This window comes from Berryella intestinalis (assembly GCF_000814825.1).
Taxonomy (GTDB): domain Bacteria; phylum Actinomycetota; class Coriobacteriia; order Coriobacteriales; family Eggerthellaceae; genus Berryella; species Berryella intestinalis.
Map to the genome: position 1 here is coordinate 921,181 of NZ_CP009302.1, position 25,736 is coordinate 946,916.

The window sequence follows — 25,736 nt, forward strand, 5'->3', positions numbered from 1 at the left end:
TGGCGGTGTTCTTAGTGGGTTCGCTCACGATACAAACGCTCCTTCGTCTGCGGAACTGACAAGCTTCGCGTACTTGGCCAGCACGCCGTGGTTGTGCTTGGGGGGCAGCGGGACGAATGCGGCGCGGCGGCGCTCGAACTCCTCGTCGCTGATGTTGAGGTTGAGCGATCCGCCTTCGATGTCGACGGTGATGGAGTCGCCCTCCTCGATGAGCGCGATGGGGCCGCTCGCCGCCGCTTCGGGGCTGACGTGCCCGATGGCAGGTCCCTTGGTCGCGCCCGAGAAGCGCCCGTCGGTGAGCAGCGCCACGCTGGTCGACAGGCCCATGCCGACGATGGACGACGTGGGCGTGAGCATCTCGCGCATGCCGGGGCCGCCCTTGGGGCCCTCGTAGCGGATGACCACGACGTCGCCCGGGTTGATGCCGCCCGCGTTGATGCAGGCGCAGGCCTCCTCCTCGCTGTTGAACACGCGGGCGGGGCCCGTGTGGGTCATCATGGAGGGATCGACCGCCGACTTCTTCACGATGCCGCCTTTGGGAGCGAGGTTGCCGTGCAGCACGCGCAGCGCTCCCACCGGGGAAAACGGGTTCTCAGCCGTGCGGCAGACCTCGCCGTCGGCGGGCCTGGTGCAGGTTTTCAGGTACTCGTCGAGCGTTCCCATGCAGGTGAGCGCGGCGTGGTCCAGCTTGCCGGCGCGGTCGAGCTCGTGCATCACCACGGGAACGCCGCCCACCTCGTAGAGATCCGACAAAGGCCGCGGGCCGGAGGGCTGCAGCTTCACCAGATGAGGCGTGGCCGCCGAGACGCGGTCCCAGTCGTCCATCGTGATGGGGTGTCCCGCCTGGCGCGCGATGGCGGTGAGGTGCAGCACCGTGTTGGTGGAGCCCCCGAACGCCATATCGCACGACATGGCGTTGTGGATGGCGGCCTCGCTGACGATGTCGCCGATGCGCACGTTCTTCTCGACGAGCTCCATCACCTTCATGCCCGCGTGCTTGGCCAGGCGGATGCGCTCGGAGTACACGGCCGGGATGGTTCCGTTGCCGGGCAGCGCGATGCCGAGGGCTTCGCACAGGCAGTTCATCGAGTTGGCGGTGAACATGCCCGAGCAGCTTCCGCAGGTGGGGCACGCCGTGTTCTCGAAGTACTTCAGCTCGGTCTCGGACAGCCTTCCCGCCTGCACGGCGGCCGCCCCGTCGAACAGCGTGTTCAGGTCGGTGGAAGGTCCGCATCCGCCCTGCTGCTTGCCGGCGAGCATGGGGCCTCCCGACACGAACACCGTGGGGATGTTCACGCGCAGGGCGCCCAAAACCATGCCGGGGACGACCTTGTCGCAGTTGGGGATGCACACGATGCCGTCGAACGCGTGGCCCTCGACGGCGCATTCCAGCGAGTCGGCGATGACGTCGCGGCTGACCAGCGAGTAGTGCATGCCGCGGTGGTTCATGGCGATGCCGTCGCACACTCCGATGGTCGAGATCTCGAAGGGGACGCCTCCGGCCATGTAGATGCCGGCCTTGACGGCGTCGGCGATCTTATCGAGGTTGTTGTGGCCGGGGATGATGTCGTTGCGCGAGTTGACGACGGCGATGAGCGGGCGGCCCATCTCCTCGTCGGTGACGCCGTCGGCTTTCAGCAGGCTGCGGTGCGGCGCGCGCATGACGCCCTGCGTGATCTGCGAGCTTCTCAAATCCATCGTGCTACCTCTCTCTTTCGCCCGGTTGCCGGCAAGCTGGCGACCGCAATAAAAAATCCCGCAGCAGCAAGCCTGCTCGGGACCTCAGAGAGAACCAGCGGTATGTGGGTGCACCGCACCTGCAACGGTGCGGATCCGCTCGTTCAGACCTGTAACGGGGCCGCCGGCTCAGCTTACTGACCGCGCGGGCAGAGCGGATGTTGGCCGGTGCCTGCGCAGCGTTCAGAAGAACTGCTCGGAGGGGGCATTCGGAGCATTCACCATCGGCTTGCAGCAACCGCCGACTCTCTTGAAGATGAACTAGCTCGTACTGTCCTCGTCATCGCATTTCGTGTAATGAACTGCTGCGAAGTATACGCCGCCCCCTCGGGGCGCGGTCGTGAAAATCGGGCGCACACAAGGGCAACACATCAGGGCGCTCTCACGCCTCTTTCATAACGCGCAGGATGGCGGCGTAGACGGCGTGCACGTGCTCGTCGTCGAGGGGCCCCTCGTTGGCCTCGGCGGTCTTCTCGAGGATCTCCTCTTCCCGCCGAGCGTCGAAGATGCCCAGGTGCTCGGCCGATTTGAGGTCGCGGATGGCAAGCGAGCGCCCGCAGCGCTCGTTCAGGAGCCGCACGATCTCGCGGTCGATGCGGTCGATCTCGGCGCGGTTTCGCGCGATAGCCTCGAGGTTCTGGCTTTCAGGCATCGCAATCCCCTTTCCATTCGCGCTTGCGGTCCGGCGCTCCCCCGCCCGCGGCGATGCGGGCTTCGGGTTCCTGCTTCCTATACGACGGTTTTCCCCAACGCGGCGGCTATGGCGCGCAGCTCTTCGACCAGCGCTTCGAACTGCGGAAGCGACAGCTGCTGGGCGCTGTCCGACTTCGCGGCCCGCGGGTTCGGGTGCACTTCAACCATGATGCTGTCGGCCCCGGCCGCGATGGCGGCTTTTGCCAGGGACGGCACCAGGTCGCGTTGGCCGGCTGCGTGGGACACGTCCACGCACACCGGCATGGTGGACAGCTTGTGGATCACGGGCACGGCAGAAATGTCCAGCGTGAAGCGGGTGGCGGTCTCGAAGGTGCGCAGGCCGCGCTCGCACAAAACGATGTTGTGATTGCCCTCCATGGACAGGTAGTCGCTTGCGGCCAGCCATTCTTCGATGGTTCCGGCGAACCCCCGTTTGAACAGCACCATCTTCTGAGACTGCGCGGTCGCCTTCCCCACTTCGCGCAGCAGACTGAAGTTCTGGAAGTTGCGCGCGCCGATCTGGATGCCGTCGACGTGGGAGTCGACCAGGCCCACGAGCTCGGTGTCCATCACCTCGGTGAGCGATTTCAGGCCGCGGGCCCGCGCGGAGTCGCGCATGATGCGCAGCCCCTCCTCGCCCAGGCCCTGGAACGAGTACGGGTTCGTGCGCGGCTTGTAGGCGCCGCCGCGGATCCACGTCAGCCCGAGGCCCTGGATGCACGCGGCCGCTTCGTCGAACTGCTCGAAGGACTCTACCGAGCACGGTCCGGCGAACAGCGTGACGGTATCGCCGCGCTGTCCCAGGTCGGGAAGCTTGTCGGCGGGATCCGGGCTCATGGTCTCCTCCTTCGCGCGGTGTCGGCGGATCGGTTCGGCTCGCGCCTTCGGGACGAAGGGCGCGGCGGCCAGGCGGGTGAAGCTCCTTGCAGTGTACCTCGTGCCCGCCCTCTTACTGGGCGAAACCTCCCAGAAGGACGCCGAAGTAGCCCAGCACGGCCAGGCCGATGAAGATGCGGTAGACGCCGAAGGCGGTGAAGTCGTGGCGCTTCACAAAGTTGACCAGGAACTTGATGGAGATGAGCGACACGATGAAGGCGGTTGCGATGCCGACGCCGAAGATGGCCCACTCCCCTTGCGTGTAGTCGAAGCCGTGCTTCACGAACTTCAGGAGGCTCCAGCCGGCCATGATGGGGATGGCCAGGAAGAACGCGAACTCGGTGGCGATGGTGCGGGAGGTTCCCAGAAGCATGGAGCCGATGATGATGGAGCCGGAACGCGAGGTGCCCGGCACGATGGCGAGGCTCTGGAAGACGCCGATGGCGAACGCCTTGCCAAGCGACAGCTCGTCGAAGGTGCGGACCTTCGAGATGACCTCGGAGGTGTCCTCGACCTCCTTTTCGTCGGTCCATTTGAAGGAGCGGATACGCTGGCATTCGGTATCGCCGGGCTTGCAGGCGGCGTGGCGGCCGCGCGGGGCCTGGGCGTCGGCGATGCGGCGGCGGTTGACGGCCTCCATGACGATGAAGACGACGCCGTAGACGATGAGCGCCGCGGCGACCACGATGTAACCCACCTTGCCGTTGTTCATCACGTGCTGTTCGAACCAGTTGTCTAAAAGGATGCCCACGATGGCGGCCGGGATGGAGCCGACGACGATTTTCGCCCAGATGCCCCAGGTGGTTTTGCGCTCGGCCGGGGTCTTGCGGATGGCGAAGGGGTTGAGCTTGCGGAAGTAGGTGGTGATGACCGCGAGGATCGCCCCGAGCTGGATGACCACGAGGAACACGTCGTAGAACGCGGGCGAAACGTCGAGGCCGACGAACTGGTTCAGCAGCATCATATGCCCGGTCGACGAGACCGGCAGCCATTCGGTGATGCCCTCGACGATGCCGAACAGCAGGGCTTTCAGAAGTTCGATGAGATCCATATAGGTGACTTTCCTACCTCTTCGGTGGCGGTGCGCGGATTGCAAACGATAGACCATCCTAGCGCACCGAAGCCCTCCGGTGCGCTTCGGCGCGCATGGAGCATCAAAGCATCATGGGACGCGGCGCGCGGCTCCGTTTGCGGTTGCGCCGCGTCGGTAGACCAAGGCCCGCTTTTCGAGTTCGCTGTCGCACGCATCCCTTCCCCGCCTTGCGGCTGTGCCGCGCTGATGAAACGTTCGGACGAGCCGTCCACGGACCGCGTGCGCGGCTATAATGCTCGCAGGTATGTTTTGCGCGCCCGCGAGCCGGAAAGGGGCGGCGCGCTGCTTTTCGCCAAGCGGGGTGCTTGGCAGCGATTCGAGAAGGAGCCGTTTTGTCTAACGAAGCCCAAAGCACGCAGAAGGTCGTCGTCCTCGATTTCGGGGCGCAGTACGGTCAGCTGATCGCGCGCCGCGTCCGCGATCTGTCGGTGTATTCCGAGATCGTCCCCTGCGACGTTTCCGCCGACGAGCTGAGGCGGCTGAACCCGTCGGCTGTCATCTTGTCGGGCGGTCCGGCCAGCGTGTACGCCGAGGACGCCCCTAAGATCGATCCCGACGTGCTGAACCTGGGCGTTCCCGTGCTGGGCTTCTGCTACGGTCAGCAGATCATGGCGGTGACCTTGGGCGGCACCGTCGGGCATACCGAGAAGGGCGAGTACGGCGCGGCGCAGATCGTGCGCGAGGGCGACAGCTCGCTTCTGGGCGGCACGCCCGACGAGCAGACCGTGTGGATGAGCCATCGCGACGCGGTGAGCGAGGTTCCCGAGGGCTTCGTGGTGACGTCCCGAACCGAGACCTGCCCCGTCGCGTCCATGGAGTGCGCCGAGCGCAACCTGTACGCCACCCAGTTCCATCCCGAGGTGCGCCACACCCCCCACGGCAACGACATGCTGAAGAACTTCCTGTTCAAGATCTGCGGCCTCGAGGCCAACTGGAACATGGACAGCATCATCGAAGAGAGCGTGACGGCCATCCGCGAGAAGGTCGGCGGCGATCGCGTGATCCTGGGGCTGTCCGGCGGCGTTGACTCCAGCGTGGTGGCCGCGCTGTGCGCGCGTGCGATCGGCAAGCAGCTGACGTGCGTGTTCGTGAACCACGGTCTGCTGCGCAAAAACGAGCCCGAAGAGGTCGAGGAAGTGTTCACCAGGCAGTTCGACGTGGATTTCGTGCACGTGCATGCCGAGGAGCGCTATGCCGAGCTTCTGGCGGGCGTGACCGACCCCGAGCAGAAGCGCAAGATCATCGGCTCGCAGTTCTGGAACGAGTTCTTCAGCGTCGCGCAGGACCTCGACGGCGTGAAGTTCTTGGCGCAGGGCACGATCTATCCCGACATCATCGAGAGCGGCGCGCGCAAGACGGGCGGCAAGGCGTCCACCATCAAGAGCCACCACAACCTCATCCCCTTCCCCGACGGGGTTCACTTCGATCTGATCGAGCCGCTGGACCGCTTCTTCAAAGACGAGGTGCGTGCGCTGGGAACCGCGCTGGGCCTGCCCGACCACATCGTGCATCGCCAGCCTTTCCCCGGCCCTGGTCTGGCCATTCGCATCATCGGGGCGGTCGATCCCGAGAAGCTGGAGATTCTGAAGAACGCGGATGCGATCGTGCGCGAGGAGCTGGATGCGTACAACGCGCGCCTGTTCGAGGAGACCGGAGAGCGCAACGGCGAGCACAGCGTGTGGCAGTATTTCGCGGTGCTGCCCGACGTGAAGAGCGTGGGCGTGATGGGCGACGAGCGCACGTACGCGCGGCCGGTTATCCTGCGCGCGGTGGAGTCGAGCGACGCCATGACCGCCGACTGGGCGAAGCTCCCCTACGACGTGCTGGCCCGTATTTCTGGGCGCATCGTGGCCGAGGTGCCGGGCGTGAACCGCGTGGCGTACGACATCACCAGCAAACCCCCCGCGACGATCGAGTGGGAGTAGCCGAAAGGCTATTTCGAGGCGTCGAATTTCCGTCCGCTGAGTACCGCAGAGTGTCGCAGCGTACGGAAGAAACGCAAAGCCCCCAGCAACTTTGGGGAGTAAATTGAGCGAGATACCCCCGATTTCCACTTGGAATCGGGGGTATTTTTTATGCTTTTGACCTGCTGTTTTAGGAAGTTTTACTCCTAATTGCCGTACAGGACGGACACGGCGGCACCCAGCGGACGGGGAGTAAAAGGTTCGTTGAGGGAGTAAATTGTCCCAGTTGCCTGTCCCAGTGGGGCAAAACGGACCCCAAAACTCAACTGAAACTCAACGGGATGAAATATGGTGGCTTTTCAGCAAAACCGCAGGTCAACAATGGGGAGTAAAAATTTACTCCCCCAAGCGATTTCATCGGCTTCAGCACGCTTCGAATGGTGGGTTTCAGGTATAGGAAAAGCAGGTGTTTTACTCCCAATTGCGGGGGTAAAGCCACCTGCTCGCGTTTCAGTAAATATTTACTCCTAGAATTTGGCCTTCCAGTCGGCGTATTCCTCCGATGTGATCTCGCCGGATTCCAGCTCGTTTCGCTTCGCGGCCCAGGCCTTGAGCATCTGGGTCGTCTTGGGCGCCTTCTCGGCAGACGCGTCGATAGAAAGACCAGAGCCATCCTCAGCGGGCACGATTCCGAACTCATCCTCCAGCTGCAGAAGGAGGCCCAGGAGGTCACGGGCGTTCTCCACGCCGAAGTCCTTCAGGGCAAGCGGAGAGATGTCGAGGGCTTCGGCGATGGCTTCCACCTGAGGCTGCTTGGGAGTCCTGAAATCCGTCTCGTAATGGCGGATCGCGCCCTCGGAGACGCCGATCCTCTCACCCAGCTCCCCCTGGTAGAGCCCGCGCAGCTTGCGGTAGTGCCTGATCTTCTCGCCAGTCGTCATCTTCCCTCCTGAAAATCTAAACCTCGTAATTCTAGCACCGTACGTAAACGTACGCAATTTCTTGACAGTACGAAACCGGACGATTATGATTCGCTCATATATAACGTACATATTCGTACGATGTTAGGAGGACAAATGAACCAGGAAGAAGGCAAGCCAACCATGCTCAACGCCGAGCAGGTCGCACAGAGGCTGAACATGTCGAAAGGGTTCGCCTACAAGATCATCCAGGAGATGAACGAGGAGCAGATCAAGAAGGGTCGCGCTGTGGTCAAGGGCCGCGTCCGCTCTGATCATTTCGAGGCAAGATTCTTTGCCGGTGATGAAGATGCCCGTATATAGAAGCGAGAACGGAACCTTCTATTCACAGTGCTTCTACCGAGATGGCAGGGGCGCGAAGCGCCATAAGGTCAAGAGAGGCTTTGCCACCGAGCTTGAAGCGCTCATGTGGGAGAAGGACTTCCTTGCTGTCCATAACGAGACCATGGACATGCTCTTCGCGGACTTCGTCGACGTATACGCCACCGAGATCAAGCCTCGAATCAGGGAGCACACCTGGCTGACCAAGGAGTACATGATCAAGGACAAGATCATTCCCTTCTTCGGGAAAATGAGGATGTCCGAGATCAAGCCCATCGACGTCGTCCGCTGGCAGAACCAGCTTATCGACCACAAGGATTCCAATGGCAAGCCGTACTCGGCCACATATCTCAGAACCATCAACAACCAGCTAAATGCCATCTTCAACCATGCCGAGCGCTACTACGACCTGACAAGCAACCCGTGCAGGAAGGTAACGAAGATGGGCTCGAAGAAAGGCGGAGAGATGAACTTCTGGACGAAGCAGGAGTATCTGAGGTTCTCGGAGGCCATCATGGACAAGCCCCTTTCCTTTTACGCTTTCGAGGTCCTCTACTGGACAGGTATCCGCTGTGGAGAGCTGCTCGCCCTCACCCCATCCGATTTCATCTTCGAGACTTCGGAGCTCAGCATCACGAAGTCGTATCAGCGTTTGAAAGGCATCGATACCATCACCGACCCGAAGACTCCGAACTCTGTGCGAAGGATTGCCATGCCCAAGTTCCTCGCCGAGGAGATGAAGGAGTACCTGGAAGACTTCAGGGAGGACCTTGGTCCCCATGACCGCATCTTCGACGTGACGAAGTACTACTTGACGCACGAGATGGAGCGCGGATGCAAGGAGTCCGGCGTCAAGAGAATCAGGGTCCATGACCTGAGGCACAGTCATGTCTCCCTGCTCATCGAGATGGGCTTCTCCGCGTTGGCGATCGCTGATCGCGTTGGCCACGAGAGCACCGATATCACCTATCGCTACGCTCACCTGTTCCCGAACAAGCAGACCGAGATTGCCAGCGCCCTTGACTGCTCCAAGGAAGGCTAGCCATGCCCTGCCCCAACTCCGCGCGCAAGAGGTCGAAGACCATGGCTTTCAGGGTGAGTCCGGAGGAATACGAGCGGATCACCAATCTGGCCAAGCTGAGCGGGATGGACAAGCAGGATTTCATCATGGCCAAACTGATGGACCACGAGATAGTCGTGAAGCCCTCTACGAGGGTCTACAAGGCCCTGAAGGGCACGATGGCGGAAATCTATATGCAACTGCTCAGAATCCGCGCAGGAGGCGAAATCAGCGCTTCTACGGAGGCTACCTTGCAGGTTCTGTCCACCATCTTTGCCGGGCTAGAGCCATCTGAAAAGCCCGCCGAAATCGATACCGAAAACCAAAGCGTATGGGATTTGAAAAGAGAGTGAGGGTGTCCGTTCGTGGGGACATGGAGGCATAGGACCCCTCATTAAAATCAGTAAAGTATTTCAAAAATCAAGGGGGTTGCTCGTGGAAGAAGCCGTCTTAGCTACACATATTTCCGAGGACCTTGCTATTCGCAGGGGTTTCCTGGTGCTGCAAGAATCATTCTCCGAAGACTACCTGCTTCATCACCTTGATCCCGTGGAGGGCGAATATATTGCTGATATCATGATTGTTTATGACTGTTGCGCGCGATCAAGGGTTCCGCACAGCCCGGTTCTTTTACGGCTTGAAAACTATGACCTCGTATTACTCTGTTCCGCCAGTTTCGACCTAAGGGCATGGAAAGGAGCAGTACCGAACCACATTCCCCTTCGTAACAACATCGAGGTTGATTGCTGCTGGGCTTGGATCAGCGACAAATCAGTACGTTATATGGCCGGTGACACCATCTCGAGCATAACAATTGAAGGCACGGCTGAAAACTTAAGCATAGTAATAATTGGTCAAGAGAGTACATGCTCATTCCGTATGTAATCAATGAGCCGTCGGCGCTATTGAATTGCTGCTCTATTTATACGATTTCGACAAAAGACGAGACGCACTCAATTTTGTCGCCATTGAGCTCTCTCCCTATTTCGCTATTTCTCGAGAACGCAAAAAATGGCCCGCGCCATTACGGGCGGGCCATTGCTGTCTCCCGAAACAAAGGGATGCAATTCTTTAAGACTCCGTTAGAATGTGGCGCCTTAAATCTTCGACGGAAATTCGCTTTCCCTCCAAAACAAGATCGTACAAAAGGCTTGCCATTCTAGCCAAAGACTGCGAGTCAGACAGGGTACTGTCAGCAAATGCATCGTAGTCTTCGTTCTTGTAGGTCATTGCATATTTCTGGGCACTTTGCCTGATTCTGCCGCCAGCCAATACGGTTTCTTTACTATTAGAGGGGTTTTTGATCTGTGCCAAGGTCATATCGCTTGTCTCAACAAAATCAGCAGCCCCGTTGAGGAAAATCGCAGCAGCCAAGGGGTCTCCACCTGGGAACATTTCGTTGATTGCGGCAAGAATATCAGACAGCCATTCTTCCTTTGGCGTACGGCTTTCTCCGCCCTTGCTCATCGGACGAAGAGGAGTTGCTTCCTCAGGCGTCTCAGGTTTAGTCAGCCTGACGAGCTTTAGTTCTGTCATAACCAATCCGCTAACGTCAAAATCATCGCTTGAACCGCCACGCAGACGATGACCAAGAAGCTTCGCGAAACCATCGAAGGCTTCCAATTCAGGGTCTTCGAAAGCAATTGCCTGAGATATAAAGCTATATGCAGAATGGTAATGATGTAGCTTCTTACGGAAGCCGAGCAAATGTTTAATTGCTTCATTGGACTCATTCAGCTTGGCTGCTGCCATCTTTTCGGTCTCAATATCACCGTTTGCGCGAGAGGTCTCAACCAAGTCATGCCATTGACGCTTCTCGGTAACTGCCGCATCCATGGCTTCTTTCCAACGGTTAGTTGGAATAGCCACGGCATTATAGAGGGCAGTGCGACTAGCTTCACGCTCATCCTTGGACACGGCTATGAACTCTTTGACGCGAGCTGCCTTGTAATCTTCAAAGTCGCCAAGGGTATAAATGCCCCATTCGTCCAAGGCCTCTTTATCGTCATAGACGATATCAGGGTCTTGAGCCTTGCACATCTCGGCGCCGTTGTCGTACTTCTTGAATGCAGCAACAACAGTATCAGGGTCATTGACGAAATCGACAATGAACACTTCTTCTTTGTTGTGATACGTGCGATTCAGCCGGGAGTAGGTCTGAACGATCTCGATGTCGTTCGCAATGTACTTGTCGATATACATTGCGCAGAGTTTGGGTTGATTAAAGCCGACTTGGAACTTGTCGCAAACAATCAGGAAACGGTTCCCTTGGTCTTCGAACGCGTCCTCAATGGTCTTGTGACCAAGCTCATTCATGTTGACTTCGGTGTAGTCGTAGTCCCGGCGAATCATCGCGAAAGGATTATCTTCGAGGTATTTGTCCTCATCGACGATTGCCTGAGTCCCATTGACCTTACCGCTGAACGCAACCAAAGGTTCGCCAGGCACATAAAACTTCAGTGCGTCGGCAACTTTATCTCGATCATACTCAGGGTGAGCCTTGATGTAAGCGTCGATCGCGTACTTATAGCGCACAACATTAGGCCGTGAAGAAGTCACGACCATAGCTTTGGCGTGGCCGTCAAGGAGGTGGGCGACGTTTTTCATAAAGTGTTCAATGATGAACTCTACTTTTTCCATTACGTTTGTCGGTTGCAAAGACTGCCATTTTGCAATCTCGCTAAACGCCTTCTTGGGGTCAACGAGAGCATCCTTTTTGTGCTCTGATGCAATCTTGTAAGCCGTCTTGTAAGGCATGTAACCCTTCAAAACGTCAAGGATGTAACCTTCCTCAATTGCCTGTCGCATCGGATACAGGTGGAAGGAGGTCATAATCTCGCGGTCGCTGTCGTCAAACCTTCCCGAAGGTGTACCGAACAGAGTCTTGGTCTCTGCCTTAGGTGTTGCCGTGAACGCCATGAAGGAGACGTTGGTTGGCATAAGGTGGGACTCCTGAATGAGCCTGGTACGTGCTTCTGCAAACTCTTCGTCGCTCGCATAGTCTTCACGGTTCAGATCGACCGCTTTACCAGAAGAGGCAAACATCAACGCAGCTGACACGCCCTGGGAGTCGGAGCCGCCCTGACCCTGGTGGGCCTCGTCGATGATGACTGCGAAGTTTGCATCCTTGAGCGCGTCAAGAGTAGCGATGCCCTGAAGGGCATACTTGAAGGTCTGGACGGTGACGACGATAATCTCGCGCTTCTCCTCGAGGGCTTTTACCAACTTGCCGTTTTTGGAGCCCGAAGTATCGTCAATCAACTCGATAACACCACGGGTGCGCGTGAGCTGGGGAATGGTCTTCTTAATGTTGGTATCAAGGGCAACACGATTGGTCACAACGATGACGCTGGTGAAGACTTTGTTTTTGTTGCCGTTTCTCGTCGCGCAAGCGGATGAGCTCATGAGCCGTCCAGGAGATGGTCTCTGTCTTGCCGGAGCCCGCCGAATGCTCGATAAGATAATGCTGACCAGGGCCATTCTCCTTAACATCAGCAATAATCTTCAGAACGCTATCCCACTGGTGGTAGCGAGGAAATAGCTGAACCTTGAAAAGCTTGGTTGAACCGTCCGGCTGACGCTTATTATCCACTTCCTCAAAGATGAAATTCGTGAAGATGCGTACCCAGTTCTCGGGCATACAGATGTCATTCCAGAAATAGCCGGTCGGATACTCAGCGTCGCCCTTCTGCATTGGAGGGTTGCCCGCATGACCGTCGTTGCCTCTGTTGAACGGAAGGAACTTCGGCTTCTTCGGGGAGAGGTCTGTGCACATCCAGACCTCATCCTCGGACATGGCAAAATGAACCACAGCGCCACGCTTGTATGCGAGAAGAGGATTCTTGCGTTTGGTGTCAGGTTCAATGGGTTTGCGCCTTGTTTGGTACTCAATGATGGCGTCATGAACAGTTTGGGTCATCTCGGTTTTGATTTCACAGGTTGCGACTGCGATACCATTAATGAAGAACGCCAAATCGATGGAGTTCTTGCCCTGAGTCTGATAATGAACCTGACGCATAACGCGAAGGACATTGTTCTCGTAGTTGTGCTTTGCGACCGCGTCGCGAGGGTCGTCAGGATAAGCCCCAGCGCAAGTGATGTTCTGGAAGCCTGCCATCGGGAAACCGTAGCGAAGCACCTGAATGGTGCCCTTCTCCGGCTTCTCCAGGTACTTGATCAAGTTGCGCTTGAGGTTCTCGCGCCAGTTGTTAGGAGACTGCTTCTGCATTCTCTCTAACTTTTCAGGGTCGATACGACGCTGGTACTCGATGAAGTCGTCGAACACCAGCGCAGTCCCCGCGTCAAAACCTTTGTCATTATCGGACTTAACCCACTTAACACCATCAAGCTGTGTCAAGTTGGTGAGTTTTCGAGCAACATACTTCTCGAACTCAGTCTCCAAATGGATGTCTCCAGCAGGCATATTTGCTATGCCTCCTTCCTGCAGTCGATCTTGCCAGTCACAGCCTGGTAGATGATAGACTTGCGGTAATCTGCGAGCCTTTCGGCCACGGCACGTTGCTTCTCGATAGCTTGGTCAATCTGAGCGCATTTGACATCAAGATGACCAGCAATTGCTTTCTGCTCTTCAATCGGCGGAACAGGAAATACGAAGTTCTTGAACACCGGAGCTTGAAGACGCCAACGGCCCAAACCACTAACACCGGCGCCTAAGCCATAGAAGATTTCTTCTGGGGCGGTTGACAAGGGCTGTCCTTCAGCCCTGCAATTAAGAGGATGATGAGCTGGCTGAGCTCATGAAGGGCCTTGGGAGCGAGGGGTGCCCACCAGCAATTCAGCCTCGATGGTGATGCTTTTCACACGCGATAGATTTAGGGACTCCGCGTCGATGCCGAACAGCAGCGGCGTCATCTCGGCGAACACGCGGACGTCCCTTTCGGACATCTCGAAGGTGCGCGTCACCTTGATGCGGTCGGTCATCTTGAAGTGCTTCTCAAAGCAATCGGTCACCAGCTGGTTTGAGTATTCCTTGCTGCGCAAAGATCCTTCAGCAAGGTGGCGCAGCTCCGTAAGATGATTGCTGCCTGGAACCACTTTGACCAGCACTCCTGGCGCGGAGGCGTTTCTGGTTGGGGTGAGAACGCGCTTGAATTCGTCGTAGTTCGAGGGAGCGAATACGTCCACCACGCAGTTGATGGAGCCTTTCAGCACGGGGATGTTCGTCAGGTCGCCAACCAGCCATTTGACCGCCTTTCTGGAATCGTGGCGGGCCGCCATCAGCATGGCGTCTTTTGAGAGGTCAAACGCCACCACGTCGACACAGAGGTTTTCTCGGATTGCACGTGCATAGAAGCCTTCTCCGCATCCCGCGTCGAGCACGCGGAATGGCGTCGCGTTCACAGCTGCAGGACCCTCGCTTGGGGAAAGGGCCCTTCCTACCGCGGTGAGGACGGCTTCTTTCACGTGGTCGTAATACCCTGCCTCCAGGATTGCCATGCGGCTCTCAAAGGATTCTTTGCTGTAGTGGGCTGACTGCCTGGAGGGCCCTAGAAGGTTTACGTACCCCTGCTTTGCGATATCGAAGCAGTGCCTCTTCGGACATACGAGGCTCCCTTCCTGCAGCTTCAGGGCGCTGTGGCAAAGGGGGCAAGAGAGCACGTCGGCGCTGTCAGCAAATCGCGCGTATCTGTCGAGTACCATTGCGTCTCCTTTCGTCCAAGCAATTCTAGCGGATGAGTCTTCCCCAGCAGTGCATGGCTAATCACAGCAGGCAGAACCGCACAGTGACAAATAGCTGAGCTATTTCAAGCTGGGATTTCGGTATTCTGCTGCCCTCTTTTGGGCCACTTCATTTCGCCACGCTTTTGACAGGAGCAACAGGGTCCTCGCGCGCAAAACGCATATGGGCAATGCAGCCGTCTGTCAGGGCATGCCTGCGACCCCGAACCAGCCGAAAGGGCGGTGGATCTGCCCGTCAGGGCATGCCTGTGCCCCCGAACCAGCCGAAAGGGGGGTGGATCTGCCCGCCAGGGCATTGGCAGAAGAAAGAATGCCGAGATACTCAATAAGAAGATTGATAACCTTCAGCAGGTGAAAAAAGGAGGCTTCGGTAGTTTGTGTGACAAGGGGCTAGCCTAGGCAGCAACGCTCTTCGCTCCCTTCACGCCCTTCTTCCTCGCCTTCACCGGGCGACCCGGGAGCTGGGGCTGGCAGTCGCCGCACCTGAGCATGAGCAGGGCCACGAGGTTGTCGGTGTTGCGGAAGCCGTAGCCCATCCTCACCGCCACCTTGATCTTGTTGTTGATGGCCTCTACGCGCCCGTTGCTGATGCCGAGCTCGACTGCGGCGATGATGTCGTCGCGCCGGCGGCGCACCTTCTTCTCCACGGCGACGACCTTGGCGATCTTGCAGTAGGCGGCCCTGTGCATCCAGTCGTCGAGCAGCTCGGCGGCCTCGGAGCCGTCGGCTGCCCGGAAGACGGCCCGCAGGTCCTCCTTGAGCTCCCAGGCCCTGACCAGCCGCGAGCCGGCCCTCTTCTTGAGCGCCTCGAGCCTCGCCCTCTGGCCGTCGGTGAGGTCCTCGGGGTTCTTCACGAGCGCGTAGCGGCTGCCCTTGATGGAGGCCGCCTCCTCCTCGAGCGCCCTGACCTCCTCGGGCGGCAGCTCGCCTTTGGCAGGCCTGCCGCGCTTGCCCTCGGGCCTGGGCCTGGCGGCCCTGGCGGCGGCCCTGGCGGCGTTCCACTCCTCGCAGCGCACGGCGTCGAGCGCGTCGTTCATCCACTGGACCACGTGGAAGGGGTCCATGACCCACCTCGCGTTGGGGCAGCGGCGCTTGACCAGCTGCCTTATCCACCTCGCGCCGTCGGCGGTCACCACCTCTATGGCGCGCCTCTGCTCGCGCGTGAGCTCGTCGAGGAACAGGTTGAGCACGTCCTTGCCGGTGCCCTCGTGCGCCCAGATGAGGCAGCCGCGGTCGTGGTCGACGACCACCGTGACGTACTTGTGGCCCTTCTTGTACGACGTCTCGTCGATGCCGATGCGGCGCACGCCGTCGAACCTCGAGGCGCCGCGCGCGGCCTCCAGCTCGGCGTAGACGCGCCTGCACACGCCGCCCACGCTGTGCCACTCGACGCGGGCGAGCTCGGAGACCGCCGAGGCGGTGCAGCGGACCGCCAGCCACGCCACCCAGTCCTCGAAGTCGCGCGTGAAGCGCGCCCCGTGCCGCGCCCAGGGGACGGCCTCGGTGCGCACGCCGTGCTCCGGGCAGCGCACCCTGCAGGGCGCGTACTCCAGGTAGCAGGCCGAGCGCGCCAGGTCCATCGCCCTCCACAGCCTGGGGGCCCCGCGGTTCGCCATGTCGTAGAAGTCGCAGGCCCTGCCGCATACGGGGCAGCGGCGCTGCTCGCGCTTGTAGGGCCGGACGCTCACGACGATGCGCTCGGCCTCGATGCGCGCGCCCAGGACGACCGTGCGGGCCAGACCGAGGGCGAGAAGTAGTAGACTCTTCATGCGTCACACCTCTTCGGTTGTCTGAATTTGGCTTAGTAATCATAGGCGGATGACGCGGAAACGGCCCCTCCCGGGGCCGTTTCAGTTCCAGATCGTTGTTTTCGCCCGCTGAGCTGGGCCTATGCCGGAATCTCTCCCACAGAAACCACCGAAGAGCCAGATTTTCTTTGAATAACAAGTCTGGAGCAGATACAGCATATATCGGTCGAAGGATAGGTTGGGATTTTGGATTTTGAAGACACGATAGTCAGGGCTTGTTACGCCAGGATATTTTGAGATATCGACCCAACCAGTTAGCAAGTCCATGTGGTTCATCGCAAAATCACCAGGCTCAACTAGCTGATAATTCGCATAGCTTTCTGCAACTTGCCCCTGATTACTTTCCAAATCTTTTGGCACGATACCGCGCTGAGTGATGGAAAGCACTGTGTGGCCTTCTTCGCCAGCAATATCTTTTTTTATATCAAACAAGTACTTCAAACGACGGGTTTCCCAGTTTTTGGGAATATCGCCAATCCATTCAATGCCACTGGCTTTCATCTCCACATCGGGGTTGAGACCCTTGGTAGCACAATGAAAGATTAGGGTTTTCTTGTAATCGGCAAGGCGGTCTGCAATGCTGTTGCAGCGTTCGATAGCTTGGTCGATCTGGGAGCACTTTTCATCGAGGTAGTCTGCGATACTTTGTTGCTCGTCGTAAGGCGGAATAATTGCCGTCGTGTTCTTCAAACGCGTTTGATTGACTGAATAGACTTTGACATCTATGAGCATTTTTCTAAACTGGTCACGCCATCCGTCGGTCAAAAACATATATGCAAAAAACCTACTATCACAATCAATGATTGGACGCGCGGTAATCGCATGATATCCCGCAAATATCGGATACTCTTTGTCTATCAGGACGGCATTTCCGCATCCACCCAAATCCTCGGATGTATCTGCAAAAATGAAATCGCCCTTCGAGCATAAACAACTGGGGTTTGTCTTCAAATAAACCTCTGGAACAAACCTAATCAATTCATCAACAACGCGTGTACCAGGATTTTTCTTCGAGTGAATTTGACCATAACTAATGACGGGAACGCCCTCATCGGTTAAGTCTTCTTTCTTTATGGAAAGACCTTTACCAAAAGAGAACATAAACCGAAGTCTTTTGGTTGACCAATTTGAAGGAATTTCCTCAATCCAGCCAACACCAGAATCTTTCATGGGCCTAATCATTGAAGACCTCCTTCATAAAGGTCTCAAGGTCGGTCTCCATTTCAAGAAGCTCATCAGCAATTTTTTGGGGGTCTTCGGGCTGAACGTATTTGTAGAAATACTTGTTGAAGGAAATCTCAGTACCCACGATGCCGACACCACCAGCAATACGGTTGTCAGGACCTACCCAAGTATCTTCAATGCTCTGGTCAATCCAGGCGTCCTCGGCATAAGGCAAGACCTCGTTTGTCATGTAGTCACCAAAGTCCATGCCCCACGGGATTTGCTCAAAGTCTTTCAACTCAGGGTCAGGAACGATCTCGCCCTTCTTGTCCAGAAGAACATCCCATTCAGAGTTAGTCTCACCAAACGTGGAACGGATGGCTTTTGCAAGCGGTGCTGCAGTTAGCTTAATCTTAGTCGGATAACTCTTGATGAACGCCTTGGCAAACTCATCGGCCCAAGCCCAGGTTTGGTAGCCAGCTTCCTTTCCCAGAGCATCCTTCAAAGCCATTGCAATGTCCGCATCAAGCTTAGACATCGGCTTTGAAGAGGTAAGAAGATCTTCAAACTTGCTCGTATTCACATTAATCTTTGCACGCAGAGGACGCTGGGTCGTGACCTTGCGGAACATGAAGTCAGTCACAGGAACGATCACAGATTCCTCGGTCTGTCGACCGTCGTAATAAAGTTGTGCAATATGGTCAATTTGAGCCTGCGACAACTCAAAACGCTTCTTCGCCTTAGGCTTGCGAAGCTGGGTCCGCTGTTCAGATGCATCGATAAGCTGAACCATACCCTTGCGGTTAGCAGGCTTATCGTTGGTCAAAATCCAGAGGTAAGTTGCAATGCCAGTACGGAAGAAGATATCCGTAGGCAGCTTTACAACGCAATCCAGATAGTCTTGTTCCAAAATCCAACGGCGAATGTTGGAAGGGCCAGAACCAGCATCACCATTGAACAAAGGAGACGCGGAAAGAACAATACCAGCGCGAGACGGTTTTATAGAACCGTCCTTTTCACGCCTGTGGAATTTAGAAATCAGATGCTGCAGGAACAGCATGGAACCGTCAGAGATGGACGGTGTGCCGGCACCGAAGCGTCCATTGAAGCCCTTTGCCGCTTCAGCGTTAACGCTATCTTGTTCCTTCTCCCACTTCTTGCCGTAAGGAGGATTGCTCAGAATATAGTCAAAGGTTTTGCCCGGGAAGGCATCGCCTGTATCAGCATCGGAAAGAAGCGTGTCGCCGTAAGCGATAAAGCGAGACAGGTCTTCGGTCGAAGAGGTGCCCGTATGGCGAAGCAAAAGCGAAGCTTTGCCCATTGCCCAGTTCTCTGCTTCAATTTCCTCACCGTAAGGAAGGATCGATGCTGGAGCAACCATCTTCTTTTCGGAGTGCCATTCGTCGAGAAGGTCAAGGCCGTCCGTAATGAAGCCGCAATGACCGCAGGTGGGATCATACAGAGTACGGACGATACCAGAGTCGGAGTTCATCAGCTCGTCATCGTTTGCGAAGACCATGGTGACTGCAAGGCGAACAACATCTTTAGGGGTCATGAAGTCTTCCGCGTCTTCGGCAATCTCATCACCGAATTTCTCAATAAGGTGTTCGTAGATTTCTGACATCTCACGGTCAGAAACATTTTCAGGAGACAGGTCGAACCTGCCAAAACGTTTGCAAACTTCATAGAGCATGTCGTGTTCTTCCAGCGAACCCCACACCTCGCCGGTCTTGAAACGCTGCATGATGGAACGAGCATTGGGCGAGAATGCGTCGATGTAGTTGTTCAGCGCCTGGAGAGTACCCGTAGAAGGCAAAGTTGAAAGTCGATAGTTGGAGACGTTATAGAAAGGCTTATTAGATATGAAGCAGTAGTTGTCGTGCTCGCGACCCCATTTACTTTCATTCTTCTTGAAACAATCACAAACGGCTTCGCGAGTGGGCTCAAGGACGCATTCCAGCCTGCGCAGAAGAGCGAACGGAAGAACAACCTTGTTGTAGTCCTTTCGCTTTACGATGTCGCGAACATAGTCGGCAATGTTCCATATTTCATTCGCATAATTAAAGCTTTTCTTATCTCCAGCCATCATTTCCTCCCAAGCAGCAAAAGCTATACTCCGTTTGAACCTTTCGCAGCGAAAAAGATGCTGCTTTCTCTCTTCAAAGGGCTTTATTCATCCTTGAGCAAATCTCTCAAGTATTCTTTGTATTCCTCAACCAGGCTCTTTGGCCCGGCAATAGTTACCGTCTTTCCCATGCCGGCGATCCAGCCGAAGAACTGCTCGCTCTTCCTGATCCGGACATGGGCCTTGGCGGACGCGTCGTCGATCCTGGAGATCTCCGCCGAGTCTCCGAAGCGGTCCATGACGATCTCGACCTTGTCGGCCCTCACGCTGAGCGTCGCCGTGACCTCCTCACCGCCGAACCTGCCGAAGTACTCGTACTTCCCCTCATCGTAGACATGATGGGCTATCTCGTCGTTTCGGGAGGCCTCACTATCGGACACCCTCACCTTGCCCATTCGGTCGAGGCGGTACTCGACCATGTTGCCGTGGTCGTCGTCCCAGGCGGTCAGGTAGTAGAACCCGTCCGCATAGGCGATTTCCACGGGCGTCACGACGTGCGGCCTCCCGTCTCGGGTCGCGTAGCGCTCCCCGTCGACGTTTCGGCGGTAATAGGCGAACTCCACCTTCCTGCGGAGCCTTAGGGCCTCGTGGATGGCGTCCACGTTCGCGAACACGCTCTGGCTCTTCGTCTTGATCCTGCCGGGGACGTGGATCCTGCGCTCCAGGAGCGCCCTCTGGTGGTCGCTGGCGAGCAGCTTGATGTTGGTCACCAGCGCGTTGCACTGCCGCTTCGTCAGCGCCTTGCTCGATTGCACCGCGTCAACCATGAGCATGAGCTCGTCGAGCTCGAAGTCTCGCCGGACTATGGCGTACTCCACTGGGTTCCTCTGGTAGGTCTGGATGTCGCATCCGAACTCCAGAAGCACCTCGATGTCGCGGTAGACGCTCTTGCGCTCAGCCTTGATGCCGAACTGCTCCAGCCTCTCGATGATCTGCCTCATCGACAGGCCGTGCTCCGCGTCGGTTTCCTCCTCGAGGATCTGCTTGACGTAGAGGGTCTTCAGCTTGGCCTTGTTGTTGTACGTCACGGGAGCCTCACCGTCTCTGGCCTTGGGGTTTGTCCGACAAATATATCCTCGTATTCTATCGCAGAACGCGGTTACCGAATAGATGGGTGTCCCATAGTGTCGCCTCTTGGCACCCAGCGGCCACGGCCTCCCGGGTGGCGATTCCGCCCGCGCATCTTCCACGCGCCCTCCGCATGCCATCCCGCCCTGGCTTTCCTTGACCACGCACGCTCGCACGGAACCGCAGGGGCTACAAGGGCCGCGATATTTTTCCGATTTCTTTCGGCGGTGGGAGGGAGGTTTGGATCCCGCCGAAACAAACCGCTGCGCTCCGGAAAACTAGCGGCATGGGGATGATTGTTCCAAGACATGTCTTCGCTTCCTCCCTTTCCGCCCCCTCGGACCCGCGCGCTCTCCGTGTCACAAGGCAAGCCACAGGGGCGAGCCGATAAGACTAGGAGGTCACGTTATGAGCAATCTGCACGAGAAGGCAATCGCCGCTTCCGAGAGGTTCCTGGAGCGCAGGGGCTACGAAGTCCTCTCCACCAGTTGGGAGGCACCCGACGGCTTCGGCACCATCGACGTCGTCGCGATGGACGAGGACACCATCGTCTTCGTCACCGTCGAGGCCAAAAACGCCACCGACGGCTTCCCCGAGGAGGACAACGACCGCGTCAAGCGCGAGGCCCTCGCAGCCAAGTGGCTCGCGGAGAACGCCGAGCGCGGTGACATCTCGGTCCGATTCGACGCAATCTCGATGATGGTCGTGAGCGAGGACCGAGCCCTCCTGCGCCATCACATCAACCAGCTTTCCACGATGGAGTCCGACGAGGAGTAGCGACCTCCACTCCTCCGAGGAGGAGGCCGGGCGCCCGCAGGGGCGCCCGGCTTTCGTTTGCTCGCACGACGAGCCCATGCCCATGGATCTCCGCGGTGCACCTTTCCTTCTTACATCGTACGTTATCGTACGTTTTGTGATATGATGTGTTTGTCGGACAAAAACGTACGATTCAGACGAAATAAGGTTTCGTTGGCGCGGGACTTCCACATCGCCCGCGCCACCGATGCAAGAAGGAAAGGGATTTCCATGCGCACGATAGCCATATCCAACTACAAGGGAGGCGTCGGCAAGACCACCACGGCGGTGAACCTGGCCAGCATCTACGCCTCCCAGGGCAAGAGGGTCCTGCTGATCGACCTCGACCCCCAGGCCTCCGCCACGGACTTCTTCGGCCTCTACGAGAGGGCAGCCGCCGAGGACCGCACCTCCATCGAGCTCCTCTACGGAGGACGACCCGTCTCCAAGCTCGCCTACGAGACCGACACCGACGGGCTCTCCGTGATCCCCTCCACCATCGAGCTGGTGGACCAAAACGAGCTGCTCCTGCGCGAGCAGAGGCTCAAGTTCGCCCTGGACGACGCCTCCGAAGACTACGACGTCTGCCTCATCGATTGCTCCCCGGTCATGAAGCGCCTCGCCTTCAACGCCTACCTCGCCGCCGCCGACGGCGGCCTGGTGGTGATTCCCGTGAAGCTGGACTCCACCGTCATGCGTGGCACCGCCCTCACGGTGGAGGCGACCAAGTCGATCGCCGAGGCGCTTAGGATGCCGACACCGAAGTACCGAATCCTGCGCACCTGCGTCCCCGGACGCATGACCAACGCCGAGTCCACCGGCGCGCAAGTGCTGGACAACTTCTTCCCGCAGTCCCAGTTCGAGACCGTCATCCACGCCAGCTCGAAGGTCTGCGAGGGCAGCTGGCAGTGGAAGCCCGTGACGGCCTTCGAGCCCGGCAGCAGGCCGGCGCTCGACTACGCGGCGCTCGCCGAGGAGATATCACATGAGCTCGCCTAGGGACGTGGCCGCAGGCTTCTCCATCACAGGGCTTCTTGACCAGTCATCCAAGACCAGGGAGCGCTACCCCGTCGTCGAGATCGACGTGCGAACCATCGCAGACCACCCCGCTAACGTAACCTACTCCATGGAACGCGAGAGCATCCGCAAGCTCGCCCTCTCCATCGCCGAGAACGGCCTAACGGACATCCCGCTGGTGAGAAAGATGGGCGACGGGTCATGGCAGATGATCTCGGGCCACAGGCGCAAGGCGGCATACGAGCTACTCTCCAGGGAGGACCCCTCGTACGAGAAGATGCCCTGCCGCATCATCGAGGGAATCAGCGACGAGCAGTCCGTGACGTTGCTGCACACGGCGAACTACTTCGTCAGGGCGCTGACCGTTTCCGAGAGGGCCGCCGCAACGAGCGCCCTCGGCATGGAGGTCAGGGCACTGCGGCAAAAGGACAAGTCCCTCACGGGAATGCGCACCGAGGACGTCAAGGCCAGGATTATCGAGCAGCAGACGGGCCGCAGGGTTTCCGGCAAGACCATCCAGCGCGAGGAGCGCATGGCCCGAAGGATTGCCGAGGACCTCTCCCCGGAATGGGCCTCGGAGGCAGACAGCGGCAACCTCACCGCCGCCGCAGTGGAGGCGCTGAGCAGCCTTCCGAAGCCCGACCAGTCGGACCTCTACGAGCGCAAGGGCCGCGGCCTCGTCAGCAAGAAGCAGCTGTCCGACTACGTGGTCGAGTACGCCGGCGCGAAGCATGTTGCCGACCCGAGGCTCGCGAAGGCCAAGCGCCAGATCGCCGCGTGGCTCGACGAGCCGCACCGCAACGTCACCGACCACGACCTGCGGGCCCTCCGCGAGATTGCGGAGATGACGGCCCGCTTCATGAAGAGATGACCTTTCATGCCGCCTGGTCCCGTAAGGGGCTCAGGCGGCAAATCCAGCAAGTAGCCCATGGGCGTCAGACAGAAATCTGACAGCCCAAGGCATTTGTTCCGGGCACGTTCGAGCAGCTTTGTCGCGAGCTGTGTGAGGGCTCGCTCCGGAGTACGCCCGGAATAGCAGGCGGCCGCGGTGAAAAGAAAAGCGGCTCGCCTGGCGGGGGATCCCCCGCGCCCCTGCTTTAGACAAACCACGACCGCGCGATGCGCGGAGAGCATAGGAGCAAACCATGGCAAAGAAGACCAACAAGGAACAGCGGCTCACCTTCCGCATGGCTCAGGAAGACTACGAGAAGCTGGAGAAGCGCTGCGAGGATGCGGGGCTGACCAAGTCCGAGTATCTCCGATACCTCGTGCGAATCCCCCTGGCCACCGAGGAGAACCCCGAGGCGGAGCATGCGATTCTCGTGGACCGAAAGGCGATGAACGCTATGTCGAGGGAGCTGACCAAATGGGGGTACCACTACAACCAGGCGGTCCATGCGATGAACTCCATCAACTACTACGTCGCGCGCGGCACCATCGACCGAGAGTTCATCGGCACCAAGGCGGAGGAGATCGAGGTGGAGCTCGTCACCGTGAACCGCAACGCTGAGCGCCTCGCCTACGAGCTCGGCCAGATGCAGAGCCTTGTTTTGGTGGCTGACAAGTAATGCCAATTCTGAAACCGATATCGGGGCATGGCTCAACCGTCGGAATCAGGCGGTATCTGGAGAAGAAGAACCGCGCGTTAGCAAGGGACTTCTTCAATCTCTCGTGGGACGAGCGTAAAGACATCGACACTCCCGAGGACAAGAAGGAGTTTGTGCTCTGGGATGTCGAGATGGATGCGACAAGGGCCGAGTTTGGACATGACGAACCTTGGCATGGAATGAGGGCCAGAACTTTCAAGCACTTCGTCCTCTCCCCGGACCCAGATGACGCCATCGGCCTTGCAGAGCTGCGGGAGCTTTCAAGCGCCTGGGCCCTCAGGTTCTTCCCCGACAACCAGATCGCCATCGTCTACCACGACGACAACGCTCGCGGCATCCCCCATGCCCACATCGTCGTCAATAGCACCAACCTCCTAACTGGCAACAGAATGCACACCGAGCACCCCGAGGACCTTAACCGGGCGCTGCAGGACATGGCGCGGGAGCGAGGACTTTCGGGCCTGTCGAACCAGAGGAAGCCATCTGAGGGCAAGGCTGACGCGGCTGAGAAGAACAAGGTTAACGCGCCCAGGACACGGAGAAACGTCTACCTGGGACGGCAGGAGAGGGAAATCGCCAAGGCGGGCGGATACACCTGGGTCGGCGATATCAGGGCGCGCGTGGCCCTTGCGAAGACCATGGCCGCCAGCGAGGCGGAGTTCTTCGCGATCCTGGACGCCTTGGACGTTCATGTGGCCGACAACTCCTCGAAGGCGCGCCGGGACGACTGGATCTTCTCGCTTGCGGACTGGCCTTCGAAGAAGGTCTCCGGAGAGCGGCTTGGCTACACCTACGGCAAGCAGATGCTGCAGCGGCGCTTCGATAGGAGCGGGGCATACAGACCCACCGAGAAATCAATCGACGAGATCAGGAAGCGCGCCGAGAACGCTGTCGAGCTGAACGACCTGGAGGACCTTTCAAAACTCTCCGCTGCGCTGGAGACTTGCGCGAAGTTCGATGTCGAGTCCCTGGAGGAGTTCGATGCTCGCCTCGCTACCCTCTCCCGACGCGGCCAGATCGGCAGCGAGGGCGCCCAGAGGCTCATGCAGGCGAAGGAGTATATGACCGAGCACGGGCTTATGCCTCAGCAGGTCAGGTACGAGCAGAGGCAGGAGGAGCTTGTCGACAGGCGCAGGTCCAGGACGAACCAGAACGAGCAAAGAAGCCTGGCTGCAAGGCAACGTGAGCAACAGCGAAGGAGGAACGAGCGATGAACATCAGGATCACCTACCCGGGTGGGCGCATCGATGTGTTTGATACGAACGCCTATGCCACTTCTGCGCCATTCGATTCGAAGAACATGCTCACGGATTTCGAGATCGGCCTGGGCGACATCGAGGAAGAGGGGCTTTGGCTGGTCGCGAACTACTACGCCGCCAAGCCCGAGTTCCGAAAGGGTGCCGCGGGAATCCCCGTTGCAAGGCGGTCCCGCGGATGGAGATTCCTACTCTCTACCGCGGAGGAAGCAAAGGAGCTATGCGACGTCACCGTCGATGGAGAGATGGTCATCGCGAGGATCGCCGGTGATGTCTGCAATATGAGGGAGTTCGAGTCAGCCGCGCTCATGCGCATCGGTGCCTCGAACGACGGCGTACTCGAAAGGATAAGGAAACTGCATGCCTTCATGGTCATCGAGACCGGAGAGGAGAATCCAGCTATCCCCGGAGTGACGAAGACCGCGGTCGAGTACGCGTTAGCAGCGATGGAAAAGCAACCGGAGAAGGGCGGCGCGAGGGTCGTCTCAGAGGATTGGGGTGATATGGATGAAGCTGATTGGTAAGTGCATCT

General features: G+C 58.2%; 24 protein-coding genes and 1 pseudogene. 11 read left to right on the forward strand and 14 right to left on the reverse strand.

Going from position 1 to position 25,736, the window contains the following annotated elements; all coding sequences use genetic code 11:
• Positions 1-24 precede the first annotated feature (24 nt).
• The 4 genes from ilvD to JI75_RS04130 all read right to left on the reverse strand — a co-directional run bounded on the left by ilvD (position 25) and on the right by JI75_RS04130 (position 4,357).
• The gene (gene ilvD, locus JI75_RS04115; protein WP_039688980.1) at positions 25-1,698 is read right to left on the reverse strand and encodes a dihydroxy-acid dehydratase; all 1,674 of its coding nucleotides are present in this window, start codon (positions 1,696-1,698) and stop codon (positions 25-27) included.
• Positions 1,699-2,119: 421 nt separating this feature from the next.
• Positions 2,120-2,389, reverse strand: a complete 270-nt coding sequence (locus JI75_RS04120) for a chorismate mutase (protein WP_039688981.1) — start codon at positions 2,387-2,389, stop codon at positions 2,120-2,122.
• Positions 2,390-2,466: 77 nt separating this feature from the next.
• Entirely contained in the window at positions 2,467-3,267 is an 801-nt protein-coding gene (gene aroF / locus JI75_RS04125; protein ID WP_052241577.1) for a 3-deoxy-7-phosphoheptulonate synthase, read from the reverse strand.
• Positions 3,268-3,379: 112 nt separating this feature from the next.
• Positions 3,380-4,357, reverse strand: a complete 978-nt coding sequence (locus tag JI75_RS04130; RefSeq protein ID WP_039688982.1) for an undecaprenyl-diphosphate phosphatase — start codon at positions 4,355-4,357, stop codon at positions 3,380-3,382.
• Positions 4,358-4,731: 374 nt separating this feature from the next.
• On the opposite strand from JI75_RS04130, the gene guaA reads away from it, so the two are divergent.
• Positions 4,732-6,324 (forward strand): glutamine-hydrolyzing GMP synthase, encoded by a 1,593-nt coding sequence (guaA, locus tag JI75_RS04135; RefSeq protein ID WP_039688983.1) that lies wholly within the window; start codon positions 4,732-4,734, stop codon positions 6,322-6,324.
• A gap of 506 nt (positions 6,325-6,830) precedes the next feature.
• Here guaA and JI75_RS04140 read toward each other — a convergent pair.
• Entirely contained in the window at positions 6,831-7,244 is a 414-nt protein-coding gene (locus JI75_RS04140) for a helix-turn-helix domain-containing protein (RefSeq protein WP_039688985.1), read from the reverse strand.
• 135 nt (positions 7,245-7,379) lie between these two features.
• Here JI75_RS04140 and JI75_RS04145 point away from each other — a divergent pair, with 135 nt between their 5' ends.
• The 4 genes from JI75_RS04145 to JI75_RS09075 all read left to right on the forward strand — a co-directional run bounded on the left by JI75_RS04145 (position 7,380) and on the right by JI75_RS09075 (position 9,549).
• Complete coding sequence (locus JI75_RS04145; protein WP_039688987.1) at positions 7,380-7,586, forward strand: hypothetical protein; 207 nt, start codon at positions 7,380-7,382, stop codon at positions 7,584-7,586.
• Entirely contained in the window at positions 7,573-8,646 is a 1,074-nt protein-coding gene (locus JI75_RS04150) for a site-specific integrase (protein WP_039688989.1), read from the forward strand. Before JI75_RS04145 ends, JI75_RS04150 begins: the two co-directional genes overlap by 14 nt.
• Positions 8,647-8,648: 2 nt before the next feature.
• Entirely contained in the window at positions 8,649-9,017 is a 369-nt protein-coding gene (locus tag JI75_RS04155; RefSeq protein WP_199909387.1) for a plasmid mobilization protein, read from the forward strand.
• Between the two features lie 82 nt (positions 9,018-9,099).
• The gene (locus JI75_RS09075; RefSeq protein ID WP_144299264.1) at positions 9,100-9,549 is read left to right on the forward strand and encodes a hypothetical protein; all 450 of its coding nucleotides are present in this window, start codon (positions 9,100-9,102) and stop codon (positions 9,547-9,549) included.
• A gap of 186 nt (positions 9,550-9,735) precedes the next feature.
• Here the strand turns inward: JI75_RS09075 and JI75_RS04160 are convergent, their stop codons facing one another.
• From JI75_RS04160 to JI75_RS04190, 9 genes and pseudogenes are all read right to left on the reverse strand, one after another.
• Positions 9,736-12,003 carry a type I restriction enzyme subunit R domain-containing protein gene (locus JI75_RS04160; protein ID WP_052241578.1) on the reverse strand — a complete coding sequence of 756 codons (2,268 nt, stop codon included), beginning with the start codon at positions 12,001-12,003 and terminating at the stop codon, positions 9,736-9,738.
• Positions 11,981-13,087: a type I restriction endonuclease gene (locus JI75_RS08740; RefSeq protein WP_052241579.1), complete on the reverse strand. Its 1,107-nt coding sequence runs from the start codon at positions 13,085-13,087 to the stop codon at positions 11,981-11,983. The genes JI75_RS04160 and JI75_RS08740 overlap by 23 nt, the downstream gene beginning before the upstream one ends.
• A gap of 5 nt (positions 13,088-13,092) precedes the next feature.
• The gene (locus JI75_RS04165; RefSeq protein WP_039688990.1) at positions 13,093-13,371 is read right to left on the reverse strand and encodes a restriction endonuclease subunit S domain-containing protein; all 279 of its coding nucleotides are present in this window, start codon (positions 13,369-13,371) and stop codon (positions 13,093-13,095) included.
• A 48-nt stretch (positions 13,372-13,419) separates the two neighbouring features.
• Positions 13,420-14,121: a methyltransferase domain-containing protein gene (locus JI75_RS04170; protein WP_052241580.1), complete on the reverse strand. Its 702-nt coding sequence runs from the start codon at positions 14,119-14,121 to the stop codon at positions 13,420-13,422.
• Between the two features lie 63 nt (positions 14,122-14,184).
• Positions 14,185-14,325 (reverse strand): annotated as a pseudogene (locus tag JI75_RS09430) (putative RNA methyltransferase); the annotation flags it as partial.
• Between the two features lie 434 nt (positions 14,326-14,759).
• Positions 14,760-16,133, reverse strand: coding sequence for an ISL3 family transposase (locus JI75_RS04175; RefSeq protein ID WP_052241581.1), 1,374 nt, complete (start codon positions 16,131-16,133; stop codon positions 14,760-14,762).
• 81 nt (positions 16,134-16,214) lie between these two features.
• Entirely contained in the window at positions 16,215-17,354 is a 1,140-nt protein-coding gene (locus tag JI75_RS08925; RefSeq protein ID WP_082019745.1) for a restriction endonuclease subunit S, read from the reverse strand.
• On the reverse strand, positions 17,347-19,425 hold the full coding sequence (locus JI75_RS04185; RefSeq protein ID WP_039688994.1) for a type I restriction-modification system subunit M: 2,079 nt from the start codon (positions 19,423-19,425) through the stop codon (positions 17,347-17,349). The genes JI75_RS08925 and JI75_RS04185 overlap by 8 nt, the downstream gene beginning before the upstream one ends.
• A gap of 80 nt (positions 19,426-19,505) precedes the next feature.
• Entirely contained in the window at positions 19,506-20,489 is a 984-nt protein-coding gene (locus tag JI75_RS04190) for a helix-turn-helix transcriptional regulator (protein ID WP_039688996.1), read from the reverse strand.
• A 448-nt stretch (positions 20,490-20,937) separates the two neighbouring features.
• On the opposite strand from JI75_RS04190, the gene JI75_RS04195 reads away from it, so the two are divergent.
• The 6 genes from JI75_RS04195 to JI75_RS08745 all read left to right on the forward strand — a co-directional run bounded on the left by JI75_RS04195 (position 20,938) and on the right by JI75_RS08745 (position 25,728).
• Positions 20,938-21,306 carry a YraN family protein gene (locus tag JI75_RS04195; RefSeq protein ID WP_039688998.1) on the forward strand — a complete coding sequence of 123 codons (369 nt, stop codon included), beginning with the start codon at positions 20,938-20,940 and terminating at the stop codon, positions 21,304-21,306.
• Positions 21,307-21,555: 249 nt separating this feature from the next.
• Positions 21,556-22,323, forward strand: coding sequence for a ParA family protein (locus JI75_RS04200; RefSeq protein ID WP_039689000.1), 768 nt, complete (start codon positions 21,556-21,558; stop codon positions 22,321-22,323).
• Positions 22,310-23,212 (forward strand): ParB/RepB/Spo0J family partition protein, encoded by a 903-nt coding sequence (locus JI75_RS04205; RefSeq protein ID WP_039689002.1) that lies wholly within the window; start codon positions 22,310-22,312, stop codon positions 23,210-23,212. Before JI75_RS04200 ends, JI75_RS04205 begins: the two co-directional genes overlap by 14 nt.
• Positions 23,213-23,486: 274 nt before the next feature.
• Positions 23,487-23,909: a plasmid mobilization protein gene (locus JI75_RS04210; protein WP_039689003.1), complete on the forward strand. Its 423-nt coding sequence runs from the start codon at positions 23,487-23,489 to the stop codon at positions 23,907-23,909.
• Entirely contained in the window at positions 23,909-25,162 is a 1,254-nt protein-coding gene (locus JI75_RS04215) for a relaxase/mobilization nuclease domain-containing protein (RefSeq protein WP_039689006.1), read from the forward strand. The genes JI75_RS04210 and JI75_RS04215 overlap by 1 nt, the downstream gene beginning before the upstream one ends.
• On the forward strand, positions 25,159-25,728 hold the full coding sequence (locus JI75_RS08745; RefSeq protein WP_052241583.1) for a hypothetical protein: 570 nt from the start codon (positions 25,159-25,161) through the stop codon (positions 25,726-25,728). Before JI75_RS04215 ends, JI75_RS08745 begins: the two co-directional genes overlap by 4 nt.
• Positions 25,729-25,736 lie beyond the last annotated feature (8 nt).